At 51.8% G+C, this 13,996-nt stretch carries 16 protein-coding genes and 1 pseudogene; 7 read left to right on the top strand and 10 right to left on the bottom strand.

What is annotated here, in order from left to right; all coding sequences use genetic code 11:
* Positions 1-3 precede the first annotated feature (3 nt).
* The 9 genes from flhB to AB1656_09795 form a co-directional block, all read right to left on the bottom strand.
* Entirely contained in the window at positions 4-1,083 is a 1,080-nt protein-coding gene (gene flhB, locus AB1656_09835) for a flagellar biosynthesis protein FlhB (GenBank protein MEW6235674.1), read from the bottom strand.
* Positions 1,084-1,116: 33 nt separating this feature from the next.
* Positions 1,117-1,971 carry a flagellar biosynthetic protein FliR gene (locus AB1656_09830; protein MEW6235673.1) on the bottom strand — a complete coding sequence of 285 codons (855 nt, stop codon included), beginning with the start codon at positions 1,969-1,971 and terminating at the stop codon, positions 1,117-1,119.
* Between the two features lie 2 nt (positions 1,972-1,973).
* Positions 1,974-2,246 carry a flagellar biosynthesis protein FliQ gene (fliQ, locus tag AB1656_09825; protein MEW6235672.1) on the bottom strand — a complete coding sequence of 91 codons (273 nt, stop codon included), beginning with the start codon at positions 2,244-2,246 and terminating at the stop codon, positions 1,974-1,976.
* 193 nt (positions 2,247-2,439) lie between these two features.
* A complete protein-coding gene (locus AB1656_09820) occupies positions 2,440-3,369 on the bottom strand; it encodes a flagellar type III secretion system pore protein FliP (GenBank protein ID MEW6235671.1) in 930 nt (309 codons plus the stop codon).
* Positions 3,370-3,382: 13 nt separating this feature from the next.
* Positions 3,383-4,159, bottom strand: a complete 777-nt coding sequence (locus tag AB1656_09815; GenBank protein MEW6235670.1) for a flagellar biosynthetic protein FliO — start codon at positions 4,157-4,159, stop codon at positions 3,383-3,385.
* A 470-nt stretch (positions 4,160-4,629) separates the two neighbouring features.
* Entirely contained in the window at positions 4,630-5,043 is a 414-nt protein-coding gene (locus AB1656_09810) for a FliM/FliN family flagellar motor switch protein (GenBank protein ID MEW6235669.1), read from the bottom strand.
* A 50-nt stretch (positions 5,044-5,093) separates the two neighbouring features.
* On the bottom strand, positions 5,094-6,155 hold the full coding sequence (gene fliN, locus AB1656_09805) for a flagellar motor switch protein FliN (GenBank protein ID MEW6235668.1): 1,062 nt from the start codon (positions 6,153-6,155) through the stop codon (positions 5,094-5,096).
* Between the two features lie 18 nt (positions 6,156-6,173).
* Complete coding sequence (gene fliM, locus AB1656_09800) at positions 6,174-7,172, bottom strand: flagellar motor switch protein FliM (GenBank protein MEW6235667.1); 999 nt, start codon at positions 7,170-7,172, stop codon at positions 6,174-6,176.
* Positions 7,173-7,233: 61 nt separating this feature from the next.
* Positions 7,234-7,755: a flagellar basal body-associated FliL family protein gene (locus tag AB1656_09795; GenBank protein MEW6235666.1), complete on the bottom strand. Its 522-nt coding sequence runs from the start codon at positions 7,753-7,755 to the stop codon at positions 7,234-7,236.
* A 509-nt stretch (positions 7,756-8,264) separates the two neighbouring features.
* Between AB1656_09795 and AB1656_09790 the strand changes: the two genes are divergently transcribed.
* The gene (locus AB1656_09790) at positions 8,265-8,903 is read left to right on the top strand and encodes a hypothetical protein (protein MEW6235665.1); all 639 of its coding nucleotides are present in this window, start codon (positions 8,265-8,267) and stop codon (positions 8,901-8,903) included.
* Positions 8,904-8,936: 33 nt separating this feature from the next.
* Positions 8,937-9,995, top strand: coding sequence for an ATP-binding protein (locus AB1656_09785; GenBank protein MEW6235664.1), 1,059 nt, complete (start codon positions 8,937-8,939; stop codon positions 9,993-9,995).
* Here AB1656_09785 and AB1656_09780 read toward each other — a convergent pair whose 3' ends face one another.
* Entirely contained in the window at positions 9,996-11,117 is a 1,122-nt protein-coding gene (locus tag AB1656_09780) for a hypothetical protein (GenBank protein MEW6235663.1), read from the bottom strand. It abuts the gene before it with no gap.
* Between the two features lie 176 nt (positions 11,118-11,293).
* Here AB1656_09780 and AB1656_09775 point away from each other — a divergent pair, with 176 nt between their 5' ends.
* The 5 genes and pseudogenes from AB1656_09775 to fetB all read left to right on the top strand — a co-directional run bounded on the left by AB1656_09775 (position 11,294) and on the right by fetB (position 13,757).
* Entirely contained in the window at positions 11,294-11,641 is a 348-nt protein-coding gene (locus AB1656_09775; GenBank protein MEW6235662.1) for a type II toxin-antitoxin system Phd/YefM family antitoxin, read from the top strand.
* A gap of 45 nt (positions 11,642-11,686) precedes the next feature.
* Positions 11,687-11,942: pseudogene (locus AB1656_09770) on the top strand (DUF4160 domain-containing protein).
* 8 nt (positions 11,943-11,950) lie between these two features.
* The gene (locus AB1656_09765; GenBank protein ID MEW6235661.1) at positions 11,951-12,226 is read left to right on the top strand and encodes a DUF2442 domain-containing protein; all 276 of its coding nucleotides are present in this window, start codon (positions 11,951-11,953) and stop codon (positions 12,224-12,226) included.
* Between the two features lie 17 nt (positions 12,227-12,243).
* Positions 12,244-12,972: an ATP-binding cassette domain-containing protein gene (locus AB1656_09760; GenBank protein ID MEW6235660.1), complete on the top strand. Its 729-nt coding sequence runs from the start codon at positions 12,244-12,246 to the stop codon at positions 12,970-12,972.
* Positions 12,969-13,757, top strand: coding sequence for an iron export ABC transporter permease subunit FetB (gene fetB / locus AB1656_09755; protein MEW6235659.1), 789 nt, complete (start codon positions 12,969-12,971; stop codon positions 13,755-13,757). The genes AB1656_09760 and fetB overlap by 4 nt, the downstream gene beginning before the upstream one ends.
* Positions 13,758-13,996 lie beyond the last annotated feature (239 nt).

The raw sequence follows: 13,996 nt of genomic DNA, 5'->3' as shown, positions 1-13,996 counted from the left end.
TTCTCAAACCTTCTGCGCGATCTTTTTCGTCAACCGATACACGTAAGCCAGCACTTCGGCGACGGCCTGGTACAATTCCGGAGGGATGTAATTCCCGATATCAACTAATTTATAGAGCGATTGCGCCAAGGGCCGGTTTTCTACGATGGGGATGCGGTGCTCCAAAGCAATTTCCTTGATTTTTTGCGCCAGCAGATTTTTTCCCTTGGCGACGACCTGCGGCGCGGGAGATTCCCCCGATTCGTATTTGAGGGCGACGGCGTATTCCGTGGGATTGGTGACCACGACTTCCGCTTTCGGCACTTCTTCCAACATCCGCCGCCGCGCCATTTCCAACTGGATCGAGCGGATGCGGCTGCGAATTTGAGGGTCTCCCTGAATATCTTTCATCTCCTGTTTGACTTCTTCCTTGGTCATCTTCAAATCCTGTTCGTATTGCCAGCGTTGGTAAATGTAATCGAACAAGGAAAGAATAAACATGATAAGTAAAGCCTTGATCGCCACATCCAACGACGCCAAGCCGAGTTGAGTCATAATGTCCTGCGGATCTTGCCAGACCAGCGGCATCATTTCGGGAAGATGCTTGTAAACCGTCCACACCATCACTGGAGCGAGAATGAACATTTTGAACATCGATTTGACCAGTTCGATTCGTCCGCGGATGGAGAACAAGCGTCCCAGGCCTGTGAGCGGATTCAATTTCTTCAAATCCGGAACCAGCGGCTTGCCGACAAGATTGAAGCCGACCTGGGACAGATTGATGGCGATTCCGACGATCATGAACGTCAAGAAAAACGGCCAAACGATGATCAGCAGTCTTAAACCGATTTCCAGCATCAGGGCGTGGCAACTCGTCGCCGTAACTTCGATGCGATGGCAGTTTCCCACATAATATTTGATCGCTTCCTCCACATTCCCGTAAAATTCGCCGGAAAAGATATAGAAAGAGAAAACCCCGGCGATCAACATCAACGCCGTGTTGATCTCCTGGCTCTTGGGAATATTCCCTTGTTCGCGGGCTTTTTCCCTTTTACGCCCCGTCGCGGGTTCGGTTTTTTCCTGTCCGGTTTCTGATTCAGCCATCGGCCTCTACTCCGGCGCCGTTCAAGGCGGCGCTCAGGATGGCGCCATGTTCGACAACATGGCATGAGCGTACATCGTGTATTTCAATAAAAAATTCTTGAATGCGCTGAAGAAAAACGGCATGTACGAAAAAAGAATCAACAAACTCAACGAGATGCGGATAGCGAAGCCGACCGCCATAATGTTCATCTGAGGCACGATGCGGGCGATAAAAGCCTCGGCGACGCTAACCAGGATCATCGCGCCGATCATAGGACCGGCCAGTTGAATGCCCACTTTAAACATCAAGGAAGCCAAAGCGAATTTTCGGCCCTCGTCAGAGATCATGGTTCTCCATCCCGCCTCGCCATAGCGGACGAGGTCGATTCCTTCGCCGGGATGGACGACTTCAAAACTGTCGGCGAGGATCATAAAAACGGTTTCCGGTCCGCCGATGCAGATAAAAATCAGCGTGGCGAATAGGATTTTGATCTGGGTCATGAGAAATTGATCCTGCCCCGTGATGGGATCCAACACCGACGCGGCGGAAAAACCGGCCTGCTGCCCCACGATTTCGCCCGCGAGGCCGACGGTTTGCAAAAAAACGTCAGCCATGAAACCGATGACGAATCCGATCATCATCTCAGAAATAATGGCCAGGCTGAAATCGATTACGCCGTTATAAACCCGATCCGGTATGGGAAGCGGTTCTCCAATTTCGACTCCGTTCATGCCCCACGCCGGTCCCAACAAGACGATCGTAATCCAAAACGCGATCCCTACGCGCACCGGCCGGGGCACCGTAGTTCCCCCCACCACCGGCATGACGAAGACCATCGTCACAACGCGGGCGAAGACGAAGATAAAAGCGAGAAACGCGCTATCGTAGGGCTGCGGCAAAACCGTCATCGCTAATTCTTAGCCACCTCCGGCAGCGCATTGAATAGGTTAAGGGTCAAGTCTACGATCCGCGTAAGCAGCCAAGGCATGAGCAGCATGATGGTTACGCCCACCACCAGCAGCTTGGGCACGATGCTCAGCGTTTGCTCGTTGATCTGAGTGGCGGCCTGGAAGACGCTGATAAGAACGCCGACTATTAATCCGATGCCTAAAATGGGCAGGCTGATGATCAAGGAGTTCAACATCAGGTCCTGCCCCAATTCGATGACTTTCATCTCCGTCATAACGCTTGCGCCTTTCTATTTCGGTACTTGCATAATTCTTTTATTCCTCCCCCAAGCTTGGGGGAGGTTTAGGAGGGGGGTTGTCTTAAGTTTCATAAAATCAACCCCCCTCAAGCTCCCCCCAAGTTTGGGGGGAGAATTTGAAAGCAACCTCTATTATTCCGCATGAGCATTTATTTTCATCCAATTTTTCCTACGTCATATTCTGCGTAAAAGAGAATCCCAACGCCTTGACCAATACGCTCCAGCCATCCACCAAGACGAAAAGAAGAATCTTGAAGGGAAGCGAGATGAAGGCGGGCGGGAGTTGGAACATGCCCATCGAAATCAAGACCGACGAGGTTACGATATCCAAAATCAGGAAAGGGATGAAAATCATGAATCCCATCATGAACGCCTTCTTCAATTCGCTGATCATGAAGGCGGGAATGAGAATTCGCGTGGGAACGTCGTCTTTGTTTTCGGGCTTCTCCAAGCGCGCCATCCTCATGAAGACGGCTACGTCCATCGCTCCGCTCTTGCCGATCTGCGACCACATGAAATTGCGAATGGGAACGGAGGCGCGGTCGAGCATGACGTAAAAGGGTAACCGGTCCTCCGTCACCGTTTTGCCGTAAGCGTCCACGTCGCCCGGTTTGAGCGTTTTGATTTCGTTTCTCAAATAAGGTTGTATCGCCGTATTGTTAATTTCCTCGAAAACGGGATTCATGATGAATAAGGTCATGAAGATCGAAAGGCCGACGATGATTTCGTTCGAAGGCGTCTGCTGCGTGCCGATGGCCCGCCGCACCAAGCTGAGAACGATGGAAATGCGGATGAAGGACGTGGTCATGACGGCGATGCTCGGCAAGAGGGAAAGAATCGTCAGCAGGAAAAGGATTTTGATCGCCGTGGAAACGTCCTGCGGATTGGGACCGTTGGGATCGTCCACGCCCAGCGTCGGCAATGCGGGTCCAGGCGCGGTCTGGGCCGCCGCGATATGAGAAACAGCTAGAGCCATCGCCAAGAGCATGGCGAAAAGAAGAAACCGAAGCCAAGGCGATTGGCTTTCGACATCGCGCTTCTTCCGGCGCCGGCAAACTCCGGCCGCAATCCGCCGCCGCGCCGTCTTCCAAAACGCCATCCTCTTCCCCCTCTTAGGCATTGGGATTTCCGCCTTTCCGTCGCAGACGTTCGGAGAGTCCACCCAGCAACAAGAGACTAGCCTTCACTTCCTGGCTGAGATTCTGTTCGTCCAGCGATTTTTGCCAATTCGTCAGCCGTTCGTCGAACGATCGGATAGCGGGCGGTTCCAGCAGGGGATTGATCTCTTCATCGCTATCCGAAAACAAATCCTGAGAGGGCGCTTCATCCGGATGAGAGGGAAATTCCACTTTGGAGATAAGAGAAAGCGCGCCGCCGCCGTCGCCGATGAGAAACGTTTCGCCGCAAGTCCGAATGAGATGCACCTGGGATTTTTGAGAAAGAGCATAGGAGGCGAGCAGGTCGATGTGTCCGCCGCCTAACGTATGCTTCTTGAGGATGAAACGCTTGGCGGCCCAGGCCAGGGCGAGAACCAACAAAACGACGAACGCCAGGCTCATCAACATTCGCCCAGCGTATTTCATGGCGGATTCGCCTTGGACGTTCGTAATCAACTCGCGGGGGGGATTCGCTGTTTGGCCGCCGGAAGGCAAGCCGTTCATAGCGTTGAGAACGGCTTGAAAAACGTCATCGCCGGACTTCGCCAACGGCGAGGTTCCCAAGGCGGGGGAAGCGGAAGCCGCCAACGATGACGGCGAAGATAGATTTTCCTGGCGCGCAGCCGTCTTTGCCTTGACGTCTTTTTGCGCCGCTGACGCCGACGATACCAGCGCCAACAAAATCAAAGCAACGACGGCCCAATCCGTCAACCAGCGGCAGAGAGTGTTCATAATTTTACGCCAACCGAAGCGAGAAAACTCCGGCGTCCGCGGAACAGCGCAGGGTTCCGCAGCCCTCAACCCGATTTCGTCCGTCTACGGCGGGGACGGAGAATGAAACGGCAACCCGAAAACAAGAGACTCAGCCGGAAAGCAAGGCGCCGTTCGAAATCCAGCTAGCCCGAAAAGAAAATGATGAGTGATGAATGATGAATGATGAATGATGAAAAAGAAATTACTCTTTCGTAGGATGGGTCGCGTCGTTTGACCCATCAATTATTTTATTCCGTTGATATCGATGGGTCAAACAACGCGACTCATCTTACTTTTCTCATCATTCATCACTCATCACTTCTAAAAAAACGGAAAGCAGGCTGGCCCATCAGGAGATTTGCCCTCCCGCAATTCGCATTCATCCTACTTATTAATCCCTCACCCTAACCCTCTCCCAAAAGGCGAGGGAATATAATATTCATCACTCATCATTCAATAATTTCCGTTATGCGAATGCCGCTCTCGCTGGCGGTATTCACAATCTCTCCATGAGCTAAGACGCGCCCGCCGACCATCAGATCGGCTTGTTGTCCCGCGCGGGAGAGCAAATCGCTCCACATCGACGCCTCCAGCCGCAGAATCTCCACTACTTTGCTTTCCGGGTGACGCACGATGACTTGGGCGTCGATGGGAATCTCCAGCAATTTTAATAGGTTATGCTTTCTAAGTAAGTCTCCTTCAGGAAATACGGCGTCGGTAATATCCCGCTTCCATCCTTCCGAGCGGGAAAATATCTCCGCCTGCAAGCACGCCGCTTCGCCTTTGACGGTATGGACGTGAAGCAGCGAACCCGGCCGCAGAGAGAGCAGATCGATCAACTTCAAATCGGAGCGCCGCGTCATCGTTCCCTCTTTCTTTTGGACGGCGTCGAATTCTGCAAGAACCTTATCGGTTATTTCAACGCTTCAATGCGTTCTTCGATGCTTAAAATATCCGTAATCCTAACGCCAAAATTTTCGTCGATGACAACCACCTCGCCCTTAGCGAAGAGTTTGTCGTTGACGAGAATATCGATCGGTTCGCCCGCCAATTGATCCAATTCCACAACCGATCCCGGTCCCAGTTCCAATACTTCGCGAATCTTGCGATGCGTTCGTCCCAACTCCACTTTTACTTCGACGGCGATATCGAGGATCAGTCCCAGGTTTGTGGTATCGACCTCGGGCATGGCGGGCATTCCCATGCCCGCCATCGCATCGAAGCCCATGCTCGCTCCCCCCATCGGCGCGAACTGAGCGGGAGTAGACATGACTGGCGGCACTTTTGAAGACGTAGCGAACTCGCGGGTGATATCGCCGCTCGGCATGGCCGTTTGAACCTTGCCGGAGAAGCCGGAAGTCAGAGAATTCAATAGATTGCGGGGAATAATCTGATAGATCGGTCCCCTCGCCGTCCCCGATTGCAACTCGTATTTCACCAGGATCAGCCGTTCCGCCGATTCGGGAAGCAGGTCGCCGAGATTTGGAGGTTTGGTAGTAACGTCGGGAGGTTCCAGGCTGATTTCGCCGCCCATCTGTTGCGCCATTTGGGTATTGACGGAACTATAGAGCGATTGGATCGCCTCGCTGAAGGCGCTTTCCTCCAAATCGCCAAAATCGCTTTCCGCGCCGCCGCCGGTCATTTGGGTGGCGAGTTTCAAGGCTGTGTCGACGGTTACGATAATGGCGGTCTTGCCTTGCACCAGCCCTTTATAATTCACCTCGGCGACCACGAGATCGCCCTCGAGATCGCCGCTTAGAGCGTCGGGATCGGTCTCTTTATATTCCACCATCTCCATGACGGCGGATTCGCCCAACAGGGTGGAAAGCACGTCATTGCCGCAATCCATCACGAGGGAAGAATACTTCTTGATCGTATCTTCTTCTTCCGGCGTGATGAGCGACGGCTTTTCCGGAGGGGGTTCTCCGCGCAACAGCGCGTCGATTTCATCTTGGGTTAGGGCTTCTGCGCACATGCCTCCTGCTTAATCCTCCTAGACATCGTCCGGTCCCGTGATGATTTTCGTGATCTTTACGGCTTTATGGCCCCGTTTTTTGCCGGGTTTGGCGAAATAACGGTATTCGTTGCCGATTTGAATGACGACATCTTCATCCGTCCGCTTGTTCAATTGAACCACATCCCCTTCCTTCAAATCGAGCAATTCGCGCAAGGTCATCTGAGCGGCGCCAGCGTAGGCAACGATGGGAATATGAACTCGCCGCAAGCGGTCGTAGAGGACTTCGGCGTGTTCTTCCGACAATTCCTTCTTGGTGGCGGAATACCACGAAGTGCTGGAAAGTTGTCCCGCGATCGGTTCCAGGGTGGGATAGGGAATGCAAAAAGAGAGCGTTCCCGATATTTCCCCCAACGTCACTTCGAAGGTCATCATGATGACCATTTCGGAAGGCAGATATTGTTGGAGCAAAAGCTGGGGATTCGTCTCCGATTGTTCCAAGGAAAGATTCAAGGGGATGACGTTGGCCCAGGCTTCGTGGAGACAGTCGAAAGCGCGATAAAGCACCTTTTCGATGATGGTCTGTTCGATTTCCGTCAATTCGCGGTTTTTCTTGAAGACGTTGCCCGCTCCTCCCATCAAACGGTCGATCACCGGAAACGAGAGCGTCGGCGACAATTCGATCAGAGATTTATCTTCCAGAGGATCCATGTTGATGACGTTGAGGGAAGTAGGATTGGGAATGGAACGAATAAATTCCTCGTAAGAAATTTGATCGACGGAGACTAACTTCACTTCCACAATGGTGCGCAAAAACGCAGATAGGGAGATGGAAAAAATGCGGGCGAAATGATCGTGCAAGTTGTGCATGGTGCGGATCTGGTCTTTAGAAAAGCGGTCGGGGTGGTTAAAGTCGTAGACCTTAACCTCCCGTATTTGCTCTTCGTCTTCTCCCGCGCCTAAATCCGCCGCGCCCTCGCCGGTAGCGAAGGCGGAGAGCAAAGCGTCAATTTCACCCTGAGAAAGAATATCCGCCATCGTATTCGCTGCGCCGGTTATTCCTTAGGAATTCGGAAAATCGGCTTTCCCTCCGCACCTCTCACGAAATGATGAAGCTTTCCAAGATAACATCATCCACGCGCCCTTGCTTAAGCAAAGTATTGAGTTGGTTCTTAATTTGGGCCTTGATGCGTTCTTTACCCGCTGGATTGTTGACTTCGGCGCTGGATTTGGTTTGAAACACTTCGTTTATAATCTGCTTGATTTTCGGCAATAGGATATTTTTGTTTGTAGGATCGGTCTCGATGCCGATTTCCTTCTTCGCTTCATCTAAACTGGAGCCTGTTTTGTAGGAAATTTCAAGAGTGATGCTCACAGTGACCATAAGTTGATCGTCGGGAGGGGCAAGATTATTCGTAAATTGATCCGGGAAAGTAAACATATAGCCTATCGGTTTTGGCGTAGGACCGCTTGGGACATCGCCGGTTTTTTTGCTCAACATCGAATAAGAAATCACACCGATTACGGCCAAAAGGATAACGAATCCAATAATAATGAAGGGCAGTTTACTTCTAGGTCGCTCTTCTTGTTGCCCTTCTTGGGGTTCTTGAGCTTCCGCCATTTCACGCTCTCCTTTAATCGAGATAATTCAACTTTAATATTTACACTATATTATAGATGGTTAAAAAATACCTTGTCAAGCATATTTTTCCCCCTTTTTCGCCTCGTGATACGCCTAAAAGCAAGAAAAAAACAATTCATCCCCTCAATCAAAATTTTTATTCTCGGACGCTTCCCCATTTAATCGTAGGATGTGGCGCGCTTTTTGACTTATCGATTATAGCATCCATTAAATACCGATGGATCGAAAAACGAGACCCATCTTGCTTGTATCGATTTAACTTATCTTTTGTCATCCTCCGCTCATTGTCCTTAAAACTTCTTCTTATAACTTCCATTGTCAAAGAAACGTTTTCCTAGGAGAAGGATTGCTTGAACGACGTAAGGAAGCAACTACCTTATCGAAGAAGTAGCAATAATTGTGCCTTGTCGAATACTGCGTTATCGCTTGACCGGGCCGACTTCCAATGGATAGAATAGTCCCCTGTCGATCCTAGAGAGGAAAACCTAATGAAATTCCGCCGAATAAGTTTATGGATGCTGCCATTGATCGCTTCTCTTTGTTCCTGCACGGAAAGCGTCAAAATTTCCATGAGACCCGCTGCCGTCCAGCTTCACGACGTCTTCACTTGCAAAGGGCTTTCCCAGGACGATCGCTGGATTGGCGTAACCGATCAATTCATGCCGGATCAAGATTCGAGCGTGGTCGTCGTGGCCAATCTCGCCCCCGAAGACCAAAAAACCTGGGTGCATTTCGAGTTGACCAATCCCTTCGGCAACGTCGTCTTGAAAGAAGAATTCCGCTATCCTAAAGACAGTCCGTTAGCTGTCGCCTTCGAGATGAGCCGCTTGATGAAACTCGGCGGCGAAGGAGAATGGAAGGCGTTGGCGCTGTCCGACGGCTTGCCAATCGGGCAGGCGATCTTCTATATTGGCGAAAAACCCAAGACGGAAGAGGAAACGAAAGGTCCGCGCTTCTTCGTCGTTGGCGATGAAGTGGAAGAAGCCAGCGCCGAGTTGGAAGTAGACGAAAACAACCTCAACGACCGTTTCGCCGATTATATTCGCGAAGTGACGCCGGAAATTACTGCGCCGAGCATCCCGGAAGCCATGGAGCCATCCTCGCTCATCCCCTCGGCCACTCCGTAAAAGGAAACAACCCGTATAGGGTTTCAAAGACGCATGGAAATTTACGCGCAAGAGATTCAAGAAGAAAAAGACATCCTGGCGGCTCGCGACCGGGCGCGCGTCATTTGCGAAGAATTGGGTTTCGGAACCACGGAACAACTCCAGGTTTCCACCTCCGTTTTCGAACTGGGGAAAAACATTCTCGAACACGGAAAAGGAGGCCGCATCTCTTTCTCCCTGCAAACGGAAGGAAGCGGCTTGAGCTTGGAAGTGGAAGGCGTGGACCAAGGTCCCGGCCTGACGAACGAACAGATTAAAGATTTGCTCTCCTCCACCGGTTCATCCACCGCCTTGCGCGGCGTGCAAGCGATGAAACGGCTCATGGATTCCATCGTTTTGGAATCGGAGCCGGGAGAAGGCACGCATATCCGGCTGATTAAAAAGAAAAAAGAACCCCCCAAAACCCTGGCGCGCAATATCGTCGGCTTCTTCCAGGAAAAATTCTCCTCCCGGAAAAATCCCACCCTCTCCGAAGAACTGCGCATCCAAAACATCAACCTTCTTCAAACTCTTTCCCTCTTCGAAGAAAAGAACAAAGAGCTGGAACGCATCAATAAAGAACTCCTGGACGTAAAAAAAGAGTTGGAGAAATCCAATTCCAATCTTCAGGAGCGGACGGCGGAATTGCAGGAAGCGCTGCTATCGCTGGGGGATCGCACGACGGAATTGGAAGCGAACGAACGCCGATTCGCGGCCGTATTGGATAAAATGTCGCAAGGCGTCGCCATCACAGACCGCTCTGGCGTCGTCATAATCGCCAATCCCCGTTTTCTGGAAATCTTCTCTCTGCAAATAGAAGAAACGCTCGAGACGACCAAAGTCGGCTGGTTCGCCTTGCTGGGCCGTTTTTACGATAATCCTTCGGAAAATTGGAATAAAATCGTCGCCAATATGGATGCGAATCCGCATGAAGTCCACTCGTTCGTTCTTAAAACCGCCGCCATTCCCCCCGGAACGGCCGCGTGCCGCATGTCGCCAATCGTTGATGAAGACGACAAAATCGTTGGCCGCTTATGGATTTTCAACGCGGCCGATGCAACCGCCGACGCCTGATTAAGCCGCCCCGTAATATTCCAAACGTTCTCCCCAACGATCGGCGATGAGAGAAACTAATCGATCCGCCCCGCCGAAGGGAATCGATTCCGCCGCTTTCGCGCCCGCCGAACGCCGTTTCGCTTCGTCTGCATTCAATTCCGCCGCCAGCGATTTTACTCGTTCCAAACTAAGGCGCCCGTCCTCCCAAGCGGAAAAACCGGCGCCAACGCCGGCGATTTGCTGACATGCGCTCGCTTCCGCCGACGTTCGAGGACAAAGAAGGACCGGTTTGCCCAAAGCGAGAAATTCGTAAATCTGGATCGCAGGATAAGCGGCGATCCATTCCGCCTCTTCGATTAACGCCAAACGGTCCTTGATCGATGCCTCTCTGCCTGAGATTCGCATTCCGGCGAATTTTTCCCGTAAAGATTCAAGCATGGCGGGCGAAACGTCGGCAAGCAACGTCATTCCTCCCCCGCCTACGGTCTGCAATGCTTCCACGAGAGCCGCGGCTTCGTCCAGCGCGGGATTGCCTGCGATCGCAGCTAGGAACGTTTTCCTTCCTTCCGCGGAAATTTTCTTACGCATGGAGTAGATATCCGGCAGGGGAACGTATTTCTCGCCATGAATGCAATTCGTCAATCGGCTGGGAGGAAGATGAAGATGCTCGAAATCGGGTAGAGGAATAACGCCTGGCAGAATTAACAAATCCGAGGAAAACAACGATTCCGAAAACGCATCGCCGATCTGGACGAAAAGTGGCCGGATTTTCCCCGCCGCCGCCATAGGCGCTGGGATGGGAACAACCGGATCGGCGACAAGAATATCCGCTGGCGAGGCGGCGATAATTTCTTGAAAGCGCATCGGAACGCCCTCCTGAACGGAGTCCAGAAAAAACAATCCCCGTTCTTTCGCCGCTTCGGCCAGCCATCCCAAGGCGGGACAGGCCAGGACCGTGTCCTGCGCTCCCGCCCGGTGGAACGCTTCCCCCAAAGCCAAAGCGCGTAGAGTGCGGGAAGCGAGATCGCGATGGGCGCCGTCGATCCACAGTAACACGCGGTCCAGTTTGATTTTTCGCTTCTTGGCTTTTTTTTTCGCTTGCTCTTTCTCTTCTTTGGAACGTCTAAAAAATCCCAGCATAATCGGCGTCCGTTTCCTGTTCGGGTATAATGGGGACAATCATCCCATTCCATTCATTGGGGAAAAAAGTGTATCATGAAACGAATCATCTTGGAACGCGCCGAATGGGAAAGAGCGGGGGAATCAATTAACGATCGATCATGATAGGACGATTTGTCAAGACGGGAAACAATGTCATGAACTTATCGAGAGATATTAAATCAATGGCTTACCTCAAATCGAATACTTCCGATTTGCTCAAACAAATCAATGAGACTCGCCAGCCTGTTATCATTACCCAAAACGGCGAGCCTCGAGCCGTACTCCAAGATCCCGAAAGTTACGAGAACATGCGAAACGCCATCAGTCTTTTAAAACTCCTCTCCAAAGGAGAGGAAGATATCAAGAATGGAAAGTTCAAATCGCAGGAAGATGTTTTTGCGAAAATTGAAAGTATTCTTGATGAAAAAGAGATATTGCATCGTATGGGCAAAGACGATGGAAAAAAACTTGTGGGAATTTTGAATAACGAGTGTATCTATTAGACATCTTGTCGCCGCTGTCAACGAGATAAAAGGAGACGGCCAACCATGCCAGTTATTGCTAGATTTTATGGAAATACTTATCAAAATGTATTTCAACCAGAGTGAACATGGAAAACCCCATTTCCATGCGATCTACGGCGAATTCAACGCAGTATTCATCATCGAAACGTTGGAGATGTTGGAGGGTGATCTGCCAGTCAGGGCGCAAAGACTAGTCAAGGAATGGGCAGGGAAGTATAAGCGCGAGTTACAGGAAATGTGGAGCAGCCAGGAGTTCAGGCAACTTCCCGGTTTGGAGTAATGCAAGCCATGGAAACGACACCACTTATCGAGACGGTCAAACCCATCGGACGCGGGCGATTGCTTGTCTGCTTCAAGAACGGCGAACAAAGAACCTACGATTGCGAGCCGCTTTTTTCCCGACCGCAATTTCGTCTGCTCGCCAATCCGGCTTTCTTCCGCGCCGTTCGAGTAGATGTTGGCGGCTACGGCGTATCATGGAACGACGAAATCGATTTGAGCGAATACGAATTATGGACGAACGGAACTCCCATCGCCAACAATCCCAATTCCGATTACTCCTAAAAATTTCACAATAACCTATGAGCGAAATCCTGTGGCTTGAAAACGTTTCCTGCGGTAAAAAAACCAAAGCCGCGACCGTCGTCATTCTACGCGATATCTCTTTTTGCATGAATCAGGGAGAAATCGTCGCCCTCTTAGGGCCGTCTGGATCGGGCAAGTCGACGCTTTTGCGCGCCATTGTTGGACTGGACGAAATTTTCGAAGGACGCCTTTTTTTCCATGAGAAAAATCTATTGGAGTGGGATATTCGAGAGTTGCGGCGCAAGGCGGGATTGGTTTTGCAATTGCCCTATTTATTCGCGGGTTCGGTTCGAGACAACCTGCTCTACGGCCCCCGGCTGCATCATCCCCGCCGGATTGACGAATCGGATTTGGCGGCGGAACTATTGGATCAAGTAGGACTGCCCATAGATTTGATCGAACGCCGCGCGAGCGATCTCTCCGTCGGGCAGCAGATGCGCGTCTCTCTTGGCCGCACCTTGGCCAACCGGCCCGAATTGCTGCTTTTGGACGAACCCACCGCTTCGCTCGATCCCGCCTCGTCCCGGCATATCGTCGAACTGATTCAGCGGTTGAACCGTGAACGGGGCATCGGCGTATTGGCCGTCACGCACGAGCGGGAGACGGCGCGTTCCCTGGGAGGCCGATGGATGCTGTTGCAAGAGGGACAACTGACGCAACCAGAGACGGCGGATTCTCTTCCCTTCTTCGAAACGCAATCTCAACCAACGGAGACGGCGATATGAATAGCGATTATCTTCCTTTATCGCTCAACCAAGTGCTCGCTTCACTGGCCATGATCGCCCTAGCGGCGATTCTCGCCCGATTGAATCGCAGCCTATTGGAGCGCCAGTATCTTATTGGCGCAGCGAGATCGTTTATCCAGCTATGGCTAATGGGATATTTTCTTTTATGGCTTTTCCAGAGCAACCAGCCGATTTACCTGGCGTTAACCCTTGAATTGATGATTATCGCGGGCGCCTATACGTCGGTGAAACGGCAGGAGAAATTTTCCTCGCATACTTTTCTCGCTTTATGGCTGGCGTTGCACGCATCGGCGCTGACGATCGGGGGATACTTGTTTTGGGTGGTGCTGCAAGTCCCCCACCCCTTGAAAACGCCGCATCTGTTTCTGCCTTTGATGGGGATGGTGATCGGCAACAGCGCCAACGGAGCGGCGTTGATCGTCCATCGCCTGCGAGGAGAATTGGAGAGCCGCCGGGGCGAAATCGAAACCGCGCTAGCCTTGGGCGCCAGTCCCCGCCAGGCTCTGGAGCCGTATACGGCGGCGGCTATGCGCAACGCGCTCATACCCAGCATCAACAGCATGATGCTGATGGGCATCGTGCAGCTGCCCGGCATTATGACGGGGCAACTGATTTCCGGCATTCTGCCGGAAAAGGCTGTGCGCTATCAGATCGTTGTAGTGTATATGCTGGCGGGCGCGGTGGCGTTGGCGTGTCACCTTACGGTTCGATGGGAAGCGCGGAGCTTCTTTACGCGGCGCTGGGCGTTAACGCTCGACGCATAGAACGATTTACATTTCAAGAAAATAGCGGCTGCGCTTCGCTTTGAGCACTTCCTAAAAGTAGAAGAGGCTTCCAGCCTCTTGAGTATTGAAAGAAAGAGCCAAGATGGCTCTTCCTGAAGTTTGGCTATTGAGAGGCGTAGAAGACAGCGGAAGAGAGGGAATTTTGGCATTTCTGGGGCTTCGCGTCGTAGGTGGCGCGCGTAGAGAAGCCGGAGAAATAGCGCCGTTCCATGCCCAAG

This window comes from Candidatus Omnitrophota bacterium, assembly GCA_040755155.1.
Lineage (GTDB): Bacteria > Hinthialibacterota > Hinthialibacteria > Hinthialibacterales > Hinthialibacteraceae > JBFMBP01.
This window is presented reverse-complemented; position numbering and strand designations above follow the sequence as displayed.

Excerpts from the sequence above, each read along its gene's own strand:
- flhB (MEW6235674.1), bottom strand. The coding sequence starts at position 1,083 with ATGGCTGAATCAGAAACCGGACAGGAAAAAACCGAACCCGCGACGGGG.
- AB1656_09830 (MEW6235673.1), bottom strand. The coding sequence starts at position 1,971 with ATGACGGTTTTGCCGCAGCCCTACGATAGCGCGTTTCTCGCTTTTATC.
- fliQ (MEW6235672.1), bottom strand. The coding sequence starts at position 2,246 with ATGACGGAGATGAAAGTCATCGAATTGGGGCAGGACCTGATGTTGAAC.
- AB1656_09820 (MEW6235671.1), bottom strand. The coding sequence starts at position 3,369 with ATGGCGTTTTGGAAGACGGCGCGGCGGCGGATTGCGGCCGGAGTTTGC.
- AB1656_09815 (MEW6235670.1), bottom strand. The coding sequence starts at position 4,159 with ATGAACACTCTCTGCCGCTGGTTGACGGATTGGGCCGTCGTTGCTTTG.
- AB1656_09810 (MEW6235669.1), bottom strand. The coding sequence starts at position 5,043 with ATGACGCGGCGCTCCGATTTGAAGTTGATCGATCTGCTCTCTCTGCGG.
- fliN (MEW6235668.1), bottom strand. The coding sequence starts at position 6,155 with ATGTGCGCAGAAGCCCTAACCCAAGATGAAATCGACGCGCTGTTGCGC.
- fliM (MEW6235667.1), bottom strand. The coding sequence starts at position 7,172 with ATGGCGGATATTCTTTCTCAGGGTGAAATTGACGCTTTGCTCTCCGCC.
- AB1656_09795 (MEW6235666.1), bottom strand. The coding sequence starts at position 7,755 with ATGGCGGAAGCTCAAGAACCCCAAGAAGGGCAACAAGAAGAGCGACCT.
- AB1656_09790 (MEW6235665.1), top strand. The coding sequence starts at position 8,265 with ATGAAATTCCGCCGAATAAGTTTATGGATGCTGCCATTGATCGCTTCT.
- AB1656_09785 (MEW6235664.1), top strand. The coding sequence starts at position 8,937 with ATGGAAATTTACGCGCAAGAGATTCAAGAAGAAAAAGACATCCTGGCG.
- AB1656_09780 (MEW6235663.1), bottom strand. The coding sequence starts at position 11,117 with ATGCTGGGATTTTTTAGACGTTCCAAAGAAGAGAAAGAGCAAGCGAAA.
- AB1656_09775 (MEW6235662.1), top strand. The coding sequence starts at position 11,294 with ATGAACTTATCGAGAGATATTAAATCAATGGCTTACCTCAAATCGAAT.
- AB1656_09765 (MEW6235661.1), top strand. The coding sequence starts at position 11,951 with ATGGAAACGACACCACTTATCGAGACGGTCAAACCCATCGGACGCGGG.
- AB1656_09760 (MEW6235660.1), top strand. The coding sequence starts at position 12,244 with ATGAGCGAAATCCTGTGGCTTGAAAACGTTTCCTGCGGTAAAAAAACC.
- fetB (MEW6235659.1), top strand. The coding sequence starts at position 12,969 with ATGAATAGCGATTATCTTCCTTTATCGCTCAACCAAGTGCTCGCTTCA.